Genomic DNA, 15,015 nt, shown 5'->3' with positions numbered 1-15,015 from the left:
CCAGGCTCAGCAAGCCGGACAGAATCCACCCAGCATCGAGTTCTATGACAGCTCGCGCCTAAGCTCGCTGGATGACTTCTACCGCAAGGCTCAGGCCGCTGGCGTGCAACTGGTCGTCGGCCCACTGGAAAAGCCCCTGGTCAAGCAACTTGCCGCTCGCCCGCAGCTGCCGATCACCACCCTGGCCCTGAACTACAGCGAAGGCGAACAAGGCCCGGCGCAGTTGTTCCAGTTCGGCCTGGCAGCCGAAGACGAAGCCCGCGAGGTTTCCCGTCGCGCCCGCGCCGATGGCCTGCACCGCGCCGCCGCTCTGGTTCCGAAAGGCGAATGGGGCGATCGCGTGCTCAAGGCATTCCGTCAGGATTGGGAAGCCAACGGTGGTAGCGTAATCGGTATCGAACGCGTCGATCAGCCCGTCGCCCTGGCACAGCAGATTGCCGACCTGTTCCAGTTGCGCCAGAGCGAAGGCCGCGCCAAGAGCCTGCAGAGCACCGTAGGCACCCAGGTAGCCGCACAGCCATCACGTCGCCAGGATATCGAGTTCATTTTCCTCGCCTCCACTCCGCAACAGGCGCAGCAAATCAAGCCGACCTTGAACTTCCAATACGCTGGTGATGTACCGGTCTACGCCACCTCCAATGTGTTCAGCGCCAGCGGCGACCAGAACCAGTACAACGACATGAACGGTGTGATGTTCTGCGAAACCCCATGGCTGCTGGATGCCAACGGCCCGCTGCGCCGCCAGGTCACCGCACAATGGCCGCAAGCCGGCGGCAGCCTAGGGCGCCTGTATGCCATGGGCGTCGACGCCTATCGATTGGCGCCACGCCTGGGCCAACTCAAGGCCCTGCCAGACAGCCGGATAGAAGGTGAATCCGGCAGCCTGGGCATGGCTGCCGGGCAACGCATCGAGCGTCAGCTGCCATGGGCCAAGTTCGTCGGGGGCCAGGTGACCCGCCTGCCCGATACGCTGCGCTAATGCTCCAAGGATCAAGCCAGCACAGCGGACGAGATGCCGAAAGCCAAGCGCTTCGGCATCTCCAACAGCACGGACTGCGCCTGCTGGCGCAGAACTGGTTGTGTAAACGCGGCGAGCTTGATCTGGTCATGCTTGACGGCGATACAGTAGTATTCGTCGAAGTCCGCTACAGAAAACACACGCAATGGGGTGGCGCACTGGGCAGTATCGATGGGCGCAAGCGTCAAAAACTGATCCTTGCCGCGCAGCTTTTCCTGCAAAGCGAATCACGCTGGTCCAGCCATCCTTGCCGTTTCGACGTGGTCGCCATTGACGGCGCCTCGGGTGCAGAAGCCCGCTTGAACTGGCTACGCAATGCCTTCGACAGCTGAAAGAAGCCCTCAGGCCGCACCCATTTTCACTCAACTTTTTTGCTCTTTGCTTTGCGGGCTGCACATTTACGTGCCACCAAGCCGCGCCACTTAAGGTCACACAGATGGACATGCAATCCCGAATTCGCCAGCTTTTTCAGGCCAGTATCGACACCAAGCAACAGGCGATGGACGTACTTGCACCGCACATCGAGCAAGCCAGCCAGGTCATGGTCAACGCCCTGCTGAACGAGGGCAAGATGCTCTCTTGCGGCAACGGCGGCTCCGCCGGCGATGCCCAGCATTTCTCCTCCGAACTGCTCAACCGCTTCGAGCGCGAACGCCCGAGCCTGCCGGCCATTGCCCTGACTACCGACAGCTCTACCATCACCTCGATCGCCAACGACTACAGCTACAACGAAGTCTTCTCCAAGCAGATCCGCGCCCTGGGCCAGCCCGGTGATGTGTTGCTGGCGATTTCCACCAGCGGCAACTCCGCAAACATTATTCAAGCGATCCAGGCCGCACATGATCGCGAAATGATTGTCGTAGCATTGACCGGTCGTGACGGCGGCGGCATGGCTTCCCTGCTGCTGCCTGAAGATGTCGAGATCCGCGTACCGGCCACCGTCACTGCACGCATTCAAGAAGTCCACCTGCTGGCGATCCATTGCCTCTGCGATCTGATCGACAGCCAATTGTTCGGGAGTGAAGAATGACCCCTAATCGCCTTGGCCTCCTGGCCTTGACCTTGTGCCTGAGCATCACTGGTTGCAGCTCGGTGATTACCGCCACCCGCGACAAACCCATCGATGATGACCGCGGCACCCGCACCTTTGGCAGCAAGATCGACGACTCGCTGATCGAGACCAAAGTCGCCGTCAACGTCGCCAAAGCCAGCCCAGACCTGGAAAACAACTCGCACATCGTTGTCACCAGCTTCAACGGCATCGTCCTGCTGGCCGGACAAACACCCCGCCCGGACCTCAAGGCCATGGCCGAACAGGCCGCCAGCGAAGTGCAGCGCGTCAAGAAGGTGCACAACGAACTACAGGTACTGCCACCTTCCGGCTTCCTGGCCCGCCAGAACGATGGCTGGCTGACCACCAAGATCAAGACCCAGATGCTCACCGACGCCAGCGTGCCCGCCTCGCGAATCAAGGTGGTAACCGAGAACGGCATCGTCTACCTGCTGGGCTTGCTGACCCAACAGGAGGCCACCCAGGCCACCAACCTGGTTCAAGGCGTGTCCGGTGTGCAGAAGATCGTCAAACTGTTCGAATACATCGACTGACACACAACCGCGAGATACAAAAAAGGCGATCCGGATGGATCGCCTTTTTTATTACTTGACCACTTTCAAGCTGGGTCGGCCACTGGGGCGCGGCGGCTCACTGTCCGGTGGCGGCAGGTCGTCATCCGGCTCGAGATCATCCTCTTCATCCAGAGGCGACTCCAGATCGAAGACCATGCCCTGGCCATTCTCACGGGCATAGATCCCCAGGATCGCCGCAACCGGCACATGCAGGCTGTGCGGCACACCACCGAAGCGCCCTTCGAAGGTCACTACGTCGTTATCCATATGCAGATGACGCACGGCACTGGGAGAAATGTTCAGGACGATCTGCCCATCACTGGCAAAGCCCTGGGGCACCTGCACTGCCGGATAGTCGGAATTGACCAGCATGTGCGGGGTGCAATCGTTGTCCACAATCCACTCATAGAGCGCGCGGACCAGATAAGGTCGACTGGAGTTCATAGCGGCTCCTTAAGCCTCAGCGCATATCGCGTTCGACACCAGACAGACTCGCCTGGAAAGCCTCACGCGCAAATTGGCGTTCCATATAATCAAGCAACGGCTTGGCCTGCCGCGGCAGTTCGATACCCAGGACCGGCAATCTCCAGAGTATGGGCAGTAGGCAGCAGTCCACCAGACTTTGTTCCTCACTGAGGAAAAATGGCTTGTCGGCAAACAAAGGAGAAACACCCGTCAGGCTTTCACGCAATTCCTTGCGCGCCTGCACTCGAGCAGCCTCCTTGGTCCGCGGATCAAGAATCAGATCCACTTGCCCGCACCAGTCACGCTGGATCCGGTGTATCAGCAGACGGCTGTTGGCTCGCGCCACAGGATAAACCGGCAGCAGTGGCGGATGCGGATAACGCTCATCCAGGTACTCCATCACCACTGTCGACTCCCACAACGCCAGGTCGCGGTCGACCAGCGTTGGCAAGCTCCCATAAGGGTTCACTTCGATCAGCTTCGGCGGCTGACGCCCCGCCTCCACACTGATGATCTCGGCGCTGACACCCTTCTCTGCGAGCACAATGCGCACCCGGTGGGAATAGTGGTCGGCGGGGTCGGAGTAACAGGCCAACCGATTGGTCACGCCCATGGCGATCCTCCTCGCTTGTTGAAATTATCGGAAGCAGAAAAAACGAGCGCGCCCTCAGGGCGCCTCTGGTAACCCCCGAATGATACAGGGTTGTTACAGTTTCAGAGACGCCCTTGGGCGCGCACGTTCAACAACTGATGCTTAAAACGCTATCAATGCACATCCTTCCAGTATTCGCGCTTGAGCAGATAGGCGAACACGAAGAAGAAGGCCAGGTACAGCAGTACGTAGGTACCGATGCGCTGGTGCTGCAGCTTGACCGGGTTGGCCGAGTAAGCCAGGAAGGTCACCAGGTTCTTGACCTTCTCGTCGAACTGAGCCTCGTTGAGAGTCCCGGTGTTCTCCTTGATGGTCAGCTGGTCACAGGCTTCATGAGTCAGCGGCGTGCCGGTCAGCGGATCGTATTGCTTCTTGCCGTCTTCGACGATCTGCACCTGCTTGCAACCGATCACCTGGCGACCCTGCAGGCCAACCAGAACGTTAGGCATGCCCACGTTCGGGAAAACCTTGTTATTCACACCCCAAGGGCGCGCCGGGTCCTCATAGAAGGACTTGAGGTAGCCATAGAGCCAGTCGGTACCCCGCACACGGGCCACCAGGGTCAGATCCGGTGGCGCAGCGCCAAACCAGGTCTTGGCATCTGCCGGCTGCATGCCGATGTTCATGTGGTCACCGATCTTGGCGCCGGTGAAGACCAGCTTGCTCAACATCAGATCGTGAGGGATACCCAGATCGTCGGCAACCCGCTCATAACGCTGGAACTTGGCGCTGTGGCAGCCCATGCAGTAGTTGGCAAAGGTACGCGCGCCGTCTTGCAGGGCAGCTTTGTCGGCCAGGTCGATATCGACCCTCTCCAACTCAGGGCCGCCGTGCTCGGCCGCGAAAGACAATACAGGCATAGCAGCAAGAATCAGTACAGCAAATAGCTTTTTCATCAGCCAGTCACCCTTTCCGGAACCGGTTTGGTCTTCTCGAGCCTGGTGTAGAACGGCATCAGAATGAAGTAGGCGAAGTACAGGAAGGTACATACCTGCGACAGCAGCGTACGGCCCGGAGTCGGTGCCAATACACCCAGCACACCCAGGATCACGAACGAGATGCAGAACACCAGCAGCCAGATCTTGCTCAGCCAGCCTTTGTAGCGCATGGACTTGACCGGGCTACGGTCGAGCCAAGGCAGCACGAACAGCACGGCAATGGCAGCACCCATGGCAATGACGCCCATGAGCTTGTCCGGCACCGCACGCAGGATCGCGTAGAACGGGGTGAAGTACCACACCGGAGCAATGTGCTCAGGCGTCTTGAACGGGTTGGCCTGTTCGAAGTTCGGCTTCTCGAGGAAATAGCCACCCATTTCCGGGAAGAAGAACACGATCGAGCAGAAGATGAAGAGGAACACCACTACGCCGACGATATCCTTCACGGTGTAGTAAGGGTGGAAAGGAATACCATCCAGCGGGATGCCGTTCTCATCCTTGTTCTTCTTGATGTCGACGCCATCCGGGTTGTTCGAACCCACTTCGTGCAGTGCCAGGATGTGCAGCACCACCAGACCGAGGATCACGATCGGCAGGGCAACAACGTGCAAGGCGAAGAAGCGGTTCAGGGTGATACCGGAAATCAGGTAGTCACCGCGGATCCACTGAGTCAGGTCGTCGCCGATGACTGGGATCGCACCGAACAGCGAGATGATCACCTGGGCGCCCCAGTAGGACATCTGGCCCCACGGCAGCAGGTAGCCCATGAAGGCCTCGGCCATCAGTGCCAGGTAGATCAGCATGCCGAACAGCCACACCAGCTCACGGGGCTTCTGGTAGGAACCGTAGAGCAGGCCACGGAACATGTGCAGATAGACCACGATGAAGAACGCCGAAGCGCCGGTGGAGTGGAGCAGACGCAGAATCGCGCCGTACTCGACGTCGCGCATGATGTATTCAACGGAAGCGAAGGCCTCTTCCGCCGAAGGGGTGTAGCTCATGGTCAGCCAGACACCGGTTACGATCTGGTTGACCAGAACCAGCAGCGCCAGGGAGCCAAAGAAATAGAAGAAGTTGAAGTTCTTCGGAGCGTAATACTTGCTGAGATGGTCTTCCCACATCTTGGTCGCGGGGAAGCGCGCATCAACCCAATCCATGAACTTGCTCATCACGCTTTCTCCGTGTCGACGCCAATGACGATGATGTCATCCGACTCATAGGAATGCGGGGGTACTGGCAGGTTCAAAGGCGCAGGTTGCGACTTGTAGACGCGACCAGCCAGATCGTAGTGGGAACCGTGGCAAGGGCAGAAATAGCCACCTACCCAGTCCTTGCCCAGATCCGCGGGCGCCACTTCAGGACGGAAGGTCGGAGAACAGCCCAGGTGGGTGCAGATACCGATCAGCAGCAGAATCTCTGGCTTGATCGAACGCACTTCCGGGTCGACGTAGGTTGGTTGTACTGAGTTCTTGGAGTCAGGGTCAGACAACTGGCCCTCGATCTTTTTAAGATTCCCCAGGATTTCCTCGGTACGGCGGACGATGAATACCGGCTGACCACGCCATTCAGCAATCATCTGCTGACCTGGGTCGATCTTGCTGATATTCACCTTCACCGGTGCACCTGCGGCTTTCGCCTTGGCACTGGGAAACCATGACCCCACGAACGGGACCGCAGCCCCCACCGCTCCAGCAGCACCCACCACGGATGTGGCTGCTACTAGGAAGCGACGCCGGCCTGCATTCACGCCGTCATTGCTCATTCAGTCCTCTCCCATCAGCTTTGTGGCCTGTTAAATCAGGCATCTACTAAGTAAAAATCTGAACTTATAAAAATTTTGCCGAATGGTAATGAAAAGCCCCTATTCTGACAAGGTAATTACCAAGCCGAGCCGGCCCGAAGCCTTGCAGTATAGGGCCTCCGCGGATGTGGCAAGTTGTCACAGAGCAAATTCTAGACAATAAAAAACGCCCAGCTCCGCGAGGAGACTGGGCGTTTTTGAACGCAGTAGCGAATTAACGCTTGGAGTATTGCGGACGCTTACGCGCTTTACGCAGACCCACTTTCTTACGTTCAACTTCACGTGCGTCACGGGTTACGAAACCAGCTTTACGCAGCGCGCTGCGCAGAGTTTCGTCGTAATCCATCAGAGCGCGAGTGATACCGTGGCGGATTGCGCCAGCTTGACCACTTACACCGCCGCCGATAACGGTGACGTAGATATCGAACTTCTCAACGGTCTCGGTCAGCTCCAGCGGTTGACGAACTACCATGCGGGCAGTTTCGCGACCGAAGAAGTTATCCAGGGAGCGGTTGTTGATCGAGATGTTGCCAGTGCCCGGACGCAGGAAAACGCGTGCGGTTGCAGTCTTGCGACGGCCAGTGCCGTAATTTTGAGTCGCCGACATAATGAACTATTCCGTTAAATCTTCAGTTCTTGGGGCTGCTGAGCAGTATGAGGGTGTGCAGCGCCCGCATAGACTTTCAGCTTACGGTACATGTCGCGACCCAGCGGGTTCTTAGGCAGCATGCCTTTTACCGCGGTCTCGATCACGCGCTCAGGGGCTTTGGCGATCAGCTTTTCGAAGTTGATCGACTTGATGCCGCCCGGGAAACCGGAGTGGGAGTAGTACATTTTGTCAGTGGTTTTAGCGCCAGTAACACGTACCTGCTCGGCATTGATCACGACGATGTAGTCGCCGGTGTCAACGTGAGGAGTGTACTCAGGCTTGTGCTTGCCACGCAGACGGCTCGCGATTTCGGTGGCCAGACGACCCAGGGTCTGACCAGCAGCGTCGACGACGAACCAGTCGCGCTTTACTGTTTCCGGTTTAGCAGTAAAAGTTTTCATTCTTTATAGCCTCAGGGGCCGCCCAGCAAAATAGACGGCGGATCTTACTGAATAGTGCTTACTTTGACAAGGTCAAAGGCAGCCGGACACAGACGCTATCGGGGGCTCGGGTCAGCGCGTCTGATATACGGCAAGATTCTTCGGCAGGCGGCGCATCACTTCCACTGCAGAAAGAGCTGCCGAATTATGCAGATTGCGAAAAAAATTTCAACCTGCTTTTATGATTGTTTTGCCAAGGGAGCACCCGATGGACTACCGCCAGCTGGGCCGAACCGATCTGAATGTGAGTGCAATTTGCCTGGGCACCATGACCTGGGGCGAGCAGAACACCGAGGCTGAAGCCTTCGCTCAGATCGAGCGGGCCAAGAACGCCGGAATCAACTTCATCGACACTGCCGAGATGTACCCGGTGCCGCCAAAGGCCGAAACCTACGCCACCACCGAGCGCTATATCGGCAACTGGTTCAAGCAGCGTGGCGACCGCGCCGACTGGGTCCTGGCCAGCAAGATCGCAGGTCCGGGCAACACCATCGACTACATTCGCGACAAACAGCTCAAGCACAACCGCAAGCATATAGTCGAAGCCGTGGATGCCAGCCTCAAGCGCCTGCAGACCGACTGGATCGACCTGTACCAACTGCACTGGCCCGAGCGCAGCACCAACTTCTTCGGCCAACTGGGCTACAAGCACCAGGCCGATGAAGACTTCACTCCGCTGGAAGAAACCCTCGAAGCCCTGGACGAGCAGGTCAAGGCCGGCAAGATCCGCCATATCGGTCTGTCCAACGAAACGCCATGGGGCACCATGAAGTTCCTTGCCCTGGCCGAGAGCCGTGGCTGGCCGCGGGCGGTTTCGATCCAGAACCCCTACAACCTGCTCAACCGCAGCTTCGAAGTAGGCCTGGCGGAAATTGCCATTCGTGAACAATGCGGCCTGCTGGCCTACTCTCCCCTGGCCTTTGGCTACCTGTCCGGCAAGTACGAAGGCGGCGCGCGGCCAGCCAAGGCACGGCTGAGCCTCTACAGCCGCTTCAGCCGCTACTTCAACCCTCAGTCGGAAGCAGCCTGCAGCCGTTATGTGGCGCTGGCCCGCGAGCACGGCCTGGATCCGGCACAAATGGCCCTGGCCTTCGTCACTCAACAGCCGTTCGTGACCAGCAACATCATCGGCGCCACCACTCTGGAACAGCTGGACAGCAACATCGCCAGCGCCGCCTTGAAGTTGTCGGAGGAGGTCCTCGCCGGGATCGAGGCAATCCACAAGGATCACCCCAACCCCGCGCCTTAATAGGCCCACAGTTGCTGGCTTGCCAGCGAATGGATACGTCGCATAACCCGCTTCGCACCCTTCGCCGGCGGCCCGCTCCCTATAGTGAGCGGGCAATGATCTCCTTCATGATCTCGTTGGTCCCGGCATAAATGCGCTGCACCCGGGCATCGGCCCAGGCCCGGGCCACCGGGTACTCCCACATGAAGCCGTAGCCGCCGTGCAACTGCACGCATTCATCAAGCACCTTGCACTGCAGGTCAGTCCCCCAGTACTTGGCCATGGCCGCCGTCGGCACATCGAGCTTGCCCTGCAAGTGCAGCTCCAGGCAGCGATCGACAAATACCCGGCCGATCTGAATTTCCGTGGCCATTTCCGCCAGCTTGAAACGGCTGTTCTGGAAATCGGCAATTGCCTTGCCAAAGGCTTTGCGTTCGCGGGTGTATTCCAGGGTCCACTGCAACGCCGCCTCGGCACTGGCCAGGCCACCAATGGCCACGGTCAGGCGCTCCTGGGGCAACTCCTGCATCAAATAGGCAAAACCTGCCCCAGCCTGCCCCAGCAGATTCTCCTTGGGTACTCGCACATCCTGGAAGAACAGCTCGGAGGTGTCCTGAGCCTTCATTCCCACTTTCTCCAGGCGCTTGCCCTTGGAGAACCCGGGAGTATCGGCCTCAACCAGAAACAGGCTGGTGCCCTTGGCTCCGGCCTTGGGATCGGTCTTGGCCACGACTATCACCAGGTCCGCCAGGTAGCCGTTGGTAATAAAGGTCTTGGAACCATTGATCACGTATTCGTCGCCGTCGAGCACTGCCGTGGTCTTCACCCCTTGCAGGTCGGAGCCCGCCCCCGGCTCGGTCATGGCAATGGCCGTGACCATTTCCCCCGAGACCAGCCGGGGCAGGTACTTGTGCTTCAGCGATTCACTGCCGTAATGCAGGATGTAGGGCGCGACAATGTCCGAATGCAGGGAAAAACCAATGCCCGTCAGCCCCAGCCGGCCAATCTCCTCGATCACCACCGCGCTGTAGAGAAAGTCCGCCCCCAGGCCGCCGTACTCCTCGGGAATGTGCGAACACAGCATTCCGGCCTCCCCCGCCTTGCTCCACAACTGACGGTCGATATAGCCCTGTTTTTCCCATTCTCCATGGAAGGGCACTGCCTCTTTCTCAAGGAATGTACGCACGCTGTCACGGAAGAGTTCGTGCTCGGAGCTGAACAAGGTTCTAGGGATCATGCAGGCACCTGTGATGGTTATTGATCATGGGTTGGCTGCCAGAGCCTAAGGCTAGCCACCTGCACGGGACACTGGACACATCCGACAAAAAATAAGACGATCCAGCCGTCTGGTGACCACTTTCCCCTATAAGAACAATTGAATTATGTCTAACCAAACCTCCACGCCCTTGCGGCGCGTCAGCATCCTGGCTATCGACCGGGTTTTCGCTTCCACCCTCATGCAAGCCAAGGATTTCTTCCATCTGGCCAGCCTGCGCTACGGCAAACAACTGGGCCAAGGCCTGACCCCGGCGTTCGAAACCCGCCTGGTCAGCCCCGACGGTCAACCCGTATGCAGTTTCAGCGACGTGATCATGCCGGTGGACGGCCCGCTGGAAGACACCGATATCATCATCCTCCCGGCGTTCTGGGACGACTTCGACACCCTGTGCCAGCGTTACCCGCAGATCTTGCCCTGGCTGCGCGCCCAGCACGCTCGCGGCGCGGTGCTCTGCGGCGAAGCCACCGGGGTGTTCTGGCTGGCGGAAGCCGGCTTGCTCGATGGCAAGGAAGCCACTACCTACTGGCGCTTCTTCAGCGCCTTCAATGAGCGCTTCCCCAAGGTCCAGCTCAATCAGGACAAGCACCTGACCGACGCCGACAACCTCTACTGCGCGGGCGGTACCACCTCGGCCTGCGACCTGTACATCTACCTGATCGAACGCTTCTGCGGTGCCAACGTGGCCCAGGCCGTGGCCCGGGACATTCTCTATGAAGTACAGCGCAGCTACGCCCCAGGGCGCATCGGCTTCGGCGGCCAGAAGCTGCATCAGGACGTGATCATCCTGCAGATCCAGCACTGGCTCGAAGAGCACTTCGCCGACAAGTTCCGCTTCGAGGACGTGGCCCGCGAGCACGGCATGAGCATTCGCAACTTCATGCGCCGTTTCCAGACCGCCACCGGCGACAAGCCCCTGCATTACCTGCAGCGCCTGCGCATCGAAACCGCCAAGGGCCTGCTCTCGGGAACGCGCAAGAGCATCAAGACCATCAGCTACGAAGTCGGCTACGACGACGCCAGTTTCTTCGCCCGACTGTTCCGCCAGCACACCGAACTTTCACCCAACCAGTACCGCCAACAGTTCCAGCAACAGGCGGCATAAAAAAAGGGCCTGCAATGCAGGCCCTTTTTCATCTGGCGATGCTTATGGCTTGTGCGCCCGCGACAGGAACTCGTGGGACTGCATCTCCAGCAGACGGCTAAGGGTGCGCTGGAACTCGAACGTCAGGCGGCCACCGGTGTAGAGGTCCTTGAGTTCGACCTCGGCGGAAATGATCAGCTTGACGTTGCGGTCGTAGAACTCGTCGACCATGTTGATAAAGCGCCGGGCGATGTCGTCGGTGGTGACGCTCATCTGCTCCACGCCACTGAGCAACACGGCATGGAAGATCTTGCCCAGCTCGATGTAGTCGTTCTGGCTGCGCGGGCCGTCGCACAGCTCCCGGAAGTCGAACCAGGCCACATCATCGCAGGTACGCAATGCGCGGATCTCGCGGTTCTCGATGATCAACACATCGTTTTCCACCGCCTGGGTGCACTCCGGCGTCAACGCCCGGAAGCTCTTGCGCAAGCTTTCCTGTGCTTCTTCGTTCAATGGATAGTGGAACAGCTCCGCCTGCTCCAGGTGACGCAGGCGGTAGTCGACACCGCTGTCGACGTTGACGATCTCGGTGTTCTGCTTGATCAGGGCAATCGCCGGCAGGAAGCGCGCGCGCTGCAAGCCATCCTTGTACAAGCCGTCGGGGACGATGTTCGAGGTGGCGACCAGGGTCACGCCATTCTTGAACAGCTCCTCCATGAGGGTGCCAAGAATCATCGCGTCAGTAATGTCAGACACGAAGAATTCGTCGAAGCAGATCACCCGCGCCTCTTGCGAGAAACGCTTGGCGATGATGGTCAACGGGTTCTTCTCACCGCCCAGGGTCTTCATTTCTTCGTGTACGCGCTTCATGAAACGGTGAAAGTGCGTGCGTACCTTTTCCTTGAACGGCAAGGCTTCGAAGAAGGTGTCCACCAGATAGGTCTTACCGCGCCCCACTCCGCCCCAGAAATACAGACCCTTGACCGGCGTCTGATCCTTCTTGCCAAAAAGCTTGCCGAGCAGGCCCGGCTTGTTTTGCTCGGCCGCGATCAGATCGTCATACAGGCGCTGCAGATGACGCACAGCCGTTTCCTGTGCCGCATCATGAAAGAAATCCGGGCGTTTCAGATCTGCTTGGTATCGTTCTAGGGGCGTCATAATTCGTTAGCAAGGCAACAAAAACGGGCCGTCACTTTAGCGACGGCCCTGGGGAATGGCAATCAGCCCTTGGTCGGGAAGATGCCGATTAGTCCTGCGCCGGGGTCAGAGCGATGCGCAGTGCATCTACAGCCGCGTCACGGGCGCTGGCATCGGCAAAGTCCGGGCTATCCGCCACACAGGCGCCGTCCAGCCAGATACCGAATGCATTGCCCTCGGTCCGCAGATCCAGCTCCTGGCCCGATTGCAGTTGCTTGGTGACAGCACCTGCAGCCTTGCCATCAGCGAAATTGCGCGACAGCAGCAGTTGCTCGCCATCGGCCGACAGCAAACGGAAACGGAAGCTGCCGTCATCCTCTCGAAAGCTGATGAAACGCGCGGCCTTGGCGGCTTTTTTCTTGGAGGTGGCTGCCACCTGTACCTGGGCGGCGAAAGAGCGCAGGCCCACGGCTTCGCGCAGTTCGTTGAGGAACGGCGTGGCCACGGCACGGGCCTTGACGGCGCCGGCACGCAAGATGTCTTCCAGATCCGAAGGGCGTGCGATCAGTTGGTGATAACGCTCGCGGGCTTCGCCCAGTTCGGCATCCAGCAATTGGAACAGGCGGTTCTTGGCTTCGCCCCAACCCAGGCCCTGAAGCAGCTCGCTGCGGAACTCGGCGGCTTGCGCAGGGGTGGAGAACGCCTGGTACAGGGTGAACAAATGAGAGTTGTCCGGATCCTTGGCCTCGCCTGGCGCCTTGGAGTCGGTGACGATCCGCGAGATCGCGTCCTTCATGTCCTTGGCGCTGGTGAACAGCGGGATGGTGTTGTCGTAACTCTTGGACATCTTGCGGCCATCGAGGCCTGGCAAGGTGGCAACGCTTTCCTCGATCAGCGCCTCGGGCATGGTGAAGAACTCCTTGCCCTGGCCGAACAGGTGGTTGAAACGCTGGCCAATGTCCCGGGCCATTTCCACGTGCTGGATCTGGTCGCGGCCCACCGGCACCTTGTGCGCGTTGAACATCAGGATGTCCGCCGCCATCAGTACCGGGTAGCTGTACAAGCCCATGGTGATGCCGGCGTCCGGGTCTTCACCGGCCTCGACATTCTTGTCCACCGAAGCCTTATAGGCATGGGCACGGTTGAGCAGCCCCTTGGCCGCCACGCAGGTCAACAGCCAGGTCAGCTCGGGGATCTCCGGGATGTCCGACTGGCGATAGAAAGTCACGCGTTCCACATCCAGGCCACCGGCCAACCAGGTGGCGGCGATTTCCTGGCGCGAACGCTGGATACGCAGCGGGTCATCGCACTTGATCAGTGCGTGGTAGTCGGCCAGAAAGTAGAAGGAGTCGGCATTGCTGTCGCGGCTAGCGACGATCGCCGGGCGGATCGCACCGGCATAGTTGCCCAGGTGCGGGGTGCCGGTGGTGGTGATGCCGGTGAGGATACGCGTACGAGTAGTCATGGGTAATCGCTTATCAGACTGCTATCAATTCGAAAGTCGCGGCAGCACCAGATCTTTCAGATCGGTGAGCTTGCCATGAAAAAAGTGCCCGCATTCTGCCACTTTCAGCAGCTCATGGGGGCGAACAAGCGCGTCGGACCAGTCGTAGACCGCCTGAGGGTCGATGACCTCATCGGTTTCCGGCTGGATCAGGGTCAACGGGCAGTTCTGCGGCAGCAGGTCGCTATCACGCAGGCGGGTGACTGCCGGCGCCACCATGAACAAGTGCTTGAGCTGCGTGCCCTGGCCTTCCAGACGCCCGCCAAGGCTGGCCGCGACAAAACCGCCAAAGGAGAACCCGAACAGGGTCAAGGGCAGTTGCGGATGCTGGGCCTGCAACCACTGGGCTGCCGCCTGGGCATCGTCGACTTCACCGCTGCCCATGTCGTGGCTGCCTTCACTGGCGCCCACGCCACGGTAGTTGAAGCGCAGGGTGGTCAGGCCGGCATCCCGCGCAGTGCGCTGCAGGGTGGATACCACCTTATTGAGCATGGTGCCGCCCTGCACCGGATTGGGGTGGCAGATCAGCGCCATCCCACGTGCATCGGGCACCTGCAGATACAGGGCTTCCAGTTGGCCCACCGGGCCGGCAATCACTACAGGGGTTTCACGCATAAGCAAGGAAGGAACTCCGTGACCTCGAAGGGGGTCGACTCGTCTAGCAAATGGTCTGTGCCAATCTATTGCGAGTGAATCGCGGTATACAGCGCAGGTTCGAGCCGTTAACGTAAAGCAAAGCCGTTTATAGAGGAAGGACTCGTGGAACACTCGCTCTTAGTTTGGTTGTTGCCGACTCTTGCCCTGGTCGCGGGTGTCGCCATTGGATTCCTGGTCGCTCGCCTGCTGCCCAATGCCGCGCCTAACCGCACGCAGCGTCAGTTGGATGATATTCAGGAACGTTTCGACAATTATCAGAATGAAGTGGTCACTCACTTCAACAGCACCGCGACCCTGGTCAAGAAACTGACCCAGAGTTACCAGGAAGTGCAGGATCACCTCGCCGAGGGCGCCAATCGCCTGGCCTTGGACGAACTGACCCGCCAGCGCCTGCTGGCCGCCTTGCACTCGGAGTCGGTGCAGGCTCCACGTGAGCGCCTGACCCCTCCACGGGACCAGGAACCACCACGGGACTACGCGCCGAAGACGCCGAATGCCCCAGGCATGCTCGACGAGCAATATGGCCTGAAGAAGTAATAC

General features: G+C 59.3%; 18 protein-coding genes. 7 read left to right on the top strand and 11 right to left on the bottom strand.

What is annotated here, in order from left to right; genetic code table 11:
- The 4 genes from F6S12_RS06715 to F6S12_RS06700 all read left to right on the top strand — a co-directional run.
- Window positions 1–979, top strand: a 979-nt coding sequence (locus F6S12_RS06715) for a penicillin-binding protein activator (RefSeq protein WP_315868796.1), incomplete at its 5' end; no start/stop codon positions are given.
- A complete protein-coding gene (locus tag F6S12_RS06710; protein WP_011063322.1) occupies window positions 979–1,350 on the top strand; it encodes a YraN family protein in 372 nt (123 codons plus the stop codon). The genes F6S12_RS06715 and F6S12_RS06710, both read left to right, overlap by 1 nt.
- 104 nt (window positions 1,351–1,454) lie before the next feature.
- Window positions 1,455–2,048, top strand: a complete 594-nt coding sequence (locus F6S12_RS06705; protein ID WP_015636934.1) for a phosphoheptose isomerase — start codon at window positions 1,455–1,457, stop codon at window positions 2,046–2,048.
- Window positions 2,045–2,623 (top strand): BON domain-containing protein, encoded by a 579-nt coding sequence (locus tag F6S12_RS06700; protein ID WP_011063324.1) that lies wholly within the window; start codon window positions 2,045–2,047, stop codon window positions 2,621–2,623. Before F6S12_RS06705 ends, F6S12_RS06700 begins: the two co-directional genes overlap by 4 nt.
- Before the next feature lie 51 nt (window positions 2,624–2,674).
- Here the strand turns inward: F6S12_RS06700 and F6S12_RS06695 are convergent, their stop codons facing one another.
- The 7 genes from F6S12_RS06695 to rplM all read right to left on the bottom strand — a co-directional run bounded on the left by F6S12_RS06695 (window position 2,675) and on the right by rplM (window position 7,550).
- Window positions 2,675–3,088 carry a ClpXP protease specificity-enhancing factor gene (locus F6S12_RS06695; RefSeq protein WP_011063325.1) on the bottom strand — a complete coding sequence of 138 codons (414 nt, stop codon included), beginning with the start codon at window positions 3,086–3,088 and terminating at the stop codon, window positions 2,675–2,677.
- A 16-nt stretch (window positions 3,089–3,104) separates the two neighbouring features.
- Entirely contained in the window at window positions 3,105–3,722 is a 618-nt protein-coding gene (locus F6S12_RS06690; RefSeq protein WP_011063326.1) for a glutathione S-transferase N-terminal domain-containing protein, read from the bottom strand.
- A gap of 152 nt (window positions 3,723–3,874) precedes the next feature.
- Window positions 3,875–4,657: a cytochrome c1 gene (locus tag F6S12_RS06685; RefSeq protein ID WP_161466637.1), complete on the bottom strand. Its 783-nt coding sequence runs from the start codon at window positions 4,655–4,657 to the stop codon at window positions 3,875–3,877.
- A complete protein-coding gene (locus F6S12_RS06680) occupies window positions 4,657–5,868 on the bottom strand; it encodes a cytochrome b (RefSeq protein ID WP_011063328.1) in 1,212 nt (403 codons plus the stop codon). Before F6S12_RS06680 ends, F6S12_RS06685 begins: the two co-directional genes overlap by 1 nt.
- Complete coding sequence (gene petA, locus F6S12_RS06675; protein ID WP_011063329.1) at window positions 5,868–6,461, bottom strand: ubiquinol-cytochrome c reductase iron-sulfur subunit; 594 nt, start codon at window positions 6,459–6,461, stop codon at window positions 5,868–5,870. The genes F6S12_RS06680 and petA overlap by 1 nt, the downstream gene beginning before the upstream one ends.
- 253 nt (window positions 6,462–6,714) lie before the next feature.
- Window positions 6,715–7,107, bottom strand: a complete 393-nt coding sequence (gene rpsI, locus F6S12_RS06670; RefSeq protein WP_003228056.1) for a 30S ribosomal protein S9 — start codon at window positions 7,105–7,107, stop codon at window positions 6,715–6,717.
- A 14-nt stretch (window positions 7,108–7,121) separates the two neighbouring features.
- Window positions 7,122–7,550, bottom strand: coding sequence for a 50S ribosomal protein L13 (gene rplM, locus F6S12_RS06665; RefSeq protein WP_007928449.1), 429 nt, complete (start codon window positions 7,548–7,550; stop codon window positions 7,122–7,124).
- Between the two features lie 247 nt (window positions 7,551–7,797).
- Here rplM and F6S12_RS06660 point away from each other — a divergent pair, with 247 nt between their 5' ends.
- Window positions 7,798–8,838, top strand: coding sequence for an NADP(H)-dependent aldo-keto reductase (locus tag F6S12_RS06660; RefSeq protein WP_053153710.1), 1,041 nt, complete (start codon window positions 7,798–7,800; stop codon window positions 8,836–8,838).
- Between the two features lie 79 nt (window positions 8,839–8,917).
- Here the strand turns inward: F6S12_RS06660 and F6S12_RS06655 are convergent, their stop codons facing one another.
- Window positions 8,918–10,054: an acyl-CoA dehydrogenase family protein gene (locus F6S12_RS06655; protein ID WP_011063331.1), complete on the bottom strand. Its 1,137-nt coding sequence runs from the start codon at window positions 10,052–10,054 to the stop codon at window positions 8,918–8,920.
- Window positions 10,055–10,298: 244 nt separating this feature from the next.
- Between F6S12_RS06655 and F6S12_RS06650 the strand changes: the two genes are divergently transcribed.
- On the top strand, window positions 10,299–11,198 hold the full coding sequence (locus F6S12_RS06650) for a GlxA family transcriptional regulator (RefSeq protein ID WP_169892244.1): 900 nt from the start codon (window positions 10,299–10,301) through the stop codon (window positions 11,196–11,198).
- Window positions 11,199–11,240: 42 nt separating this feature from the next.
- Here the strand turns inward: F6S12_RS06650 and zapE are convergent, their stop codons facing one another.
- From zapE to F6S12_RS06635, 3 genes are all read right to left on the bottom strand, one after another.
- Window positions 11,241–12,335, bottom strand: a complete 1,095-nt coding sequence (gene zapE / locus F6S12_RS06645; protein WP_019093692.1) for a cell division protein ZapE — start codon at window positions 12,333–12,335, stop codon at window positions 11,241–11,243.
- An 88-nt stretch (window positions 12,336–12,423) separates the two neighbouring features.
- A complete protein-coding gene (locus tag F6S12_RS06640) occupies window positions 12,424–13,779 on the bottom strand; it encodes a tryptophan--tRNA ligase (protein ID WP_077934743.1) in 1,356 nt (451 codons plus the stop codon).
- Window positions 13,780–13,803: 24 nt separating this feature from the next.
- Window positions 13,804–14,433 (bottom strand): alpha/beta hydrolase, encoded by a 630-nt coding sequence (locus F6S12_RS06635; protein ID WP_015636938.1) that lies wholly within the window; start codon window positions 14,431–14,433, stop codon window positions 13,804–13,806.
- 144 nt (window positions 14,434–14,577) lie between these two features.
- Between F6S12_RS06635 and F6S12_RS06630 the strand changes: the two genes are divergently transcribed.
- Entirely contained in the window at window positions 14,578–15,012 is a 435-nt protein-coding gene (locus F6S12_RS06630) for a YhcB family protein (protein WP_011063336.1), read from the top strand.
- Window positions 15,013–15,015 lie beyond the last annotated feature (3 nt).

The organism is Pseudomonas sp. JV245A (genome assembly GCF_032424515.1).
Lineage (GTDB): Bacteria > Pseudomonadota > Gammaproteobacteria > Pseudomonadales > Pseudomonadaceae > Aquipseudomonas > Aquipseudomonas protegens.
The sequence above is the reverse complement of the archived record's forward strand: the minus strand, read 5'-3'. Positions and strand labels throughout refer to the sequence as shown.

Coding starts and splice junctions, on each gene's coding strand:
- F6S12_RS06710 (WP_011063322.1), top strand. CDS start 979: ATGCTCCAAGGATCAAGCCAGCACAGCGGACGAGATGCCGAAAGCCAA.
- F6S12_RS06705 (WP_015636934.1), top strand. CDS start 1,455: ATGGACATGCAATCCCGAATTCGCCAGCTTTTTCAGGCCAGTATCGAC.
- F6S12_RS06700 (WP_011063324.1), top strand. CDS start 2,045: ATGACCCCTAATCGCCTTGGCCTCCTGGCCTTGACCTTGTGCCTGAGC.
- F6S12_RS06695 (WP_011063325.1), bottom strand. CDS start 3,088: ATGAACTCCAGTCGACCTTATCTGGTCCGCGCGCTCTATGAGTGGATT.
- F6S12_RS06690 (WP_011063326.1), bottom strand. CDS start 3,722: ATGGGCGTGACCAATCGGTTGGCCTGTTACTCCGACCCCGCCGACCAC.
- F6S12_RS06685 (WP_161466637.1), bottom strand. CDS start 4,657: ATGAAAAAGCTATTTGCTGTACTGATTCTTGCTGCTATGCCTGTATTG.
- F6S12_RS06680 (WP_011063328.1), bottom strand. CDS start 5,868: ATGAGCAAGTTCATGGATTGGGTTGATGCGCGCTTCCCCGCGACCAAG.
- petA (WP_011063329.1), bottom strand. CDS start 6,461: ATGAGCAATGACGGCGTGAATGCAGGCCGGCGTCGCTTCCTAGTAGCA.
- rpsI (WP_003228056.1), bottom strand. CDS start 7,107: ATGTCGGCGACTCAAAATTACGGCACTGGCCGTCGCAAGACTGCAACC.
- rplM (WP_007928449.1), bottom strand. CDS start 7,550: ATGAAAACTTTTACTGCTAAACCGGAAACAGTAAAGCGCGACTGGTTC.
- F6S12_RS06660 (WP_053153710.1), top strand. CDS start 7,798: ATGGACTACCGCCAGCTGGGCCGAACCGATCTGAATGTGAGTGCAATT.
- F6S12_RS06655 (WP_011063331.1), bottom strand. CDS start 10,054: ATGATCCCTAGAACCTTGTTCAGCTCCGAGCACGAACTCTTCCGTGAC.
- zapE (WP_019093692.1), bottom strand. CDS start 12,335: ATGACGCCCCTAGAACGATACCAAGCAGATCTGAAACGCCCGGATTTC.
- F6S12_RS06640 (WP_077934743.1), bottom strand. CDS start 13,779: ATGACTACTCGTACGCGTATCCTCACCGGCATCACCACCACCGGCACC.
- F6S12_RS06635 (WP_015636938.1), bottom strand. CDS start 14,433: ATGCGTGAAACCCCTGTAGTGATTGCCGGCCCGGTGGGCCAACTGGAA.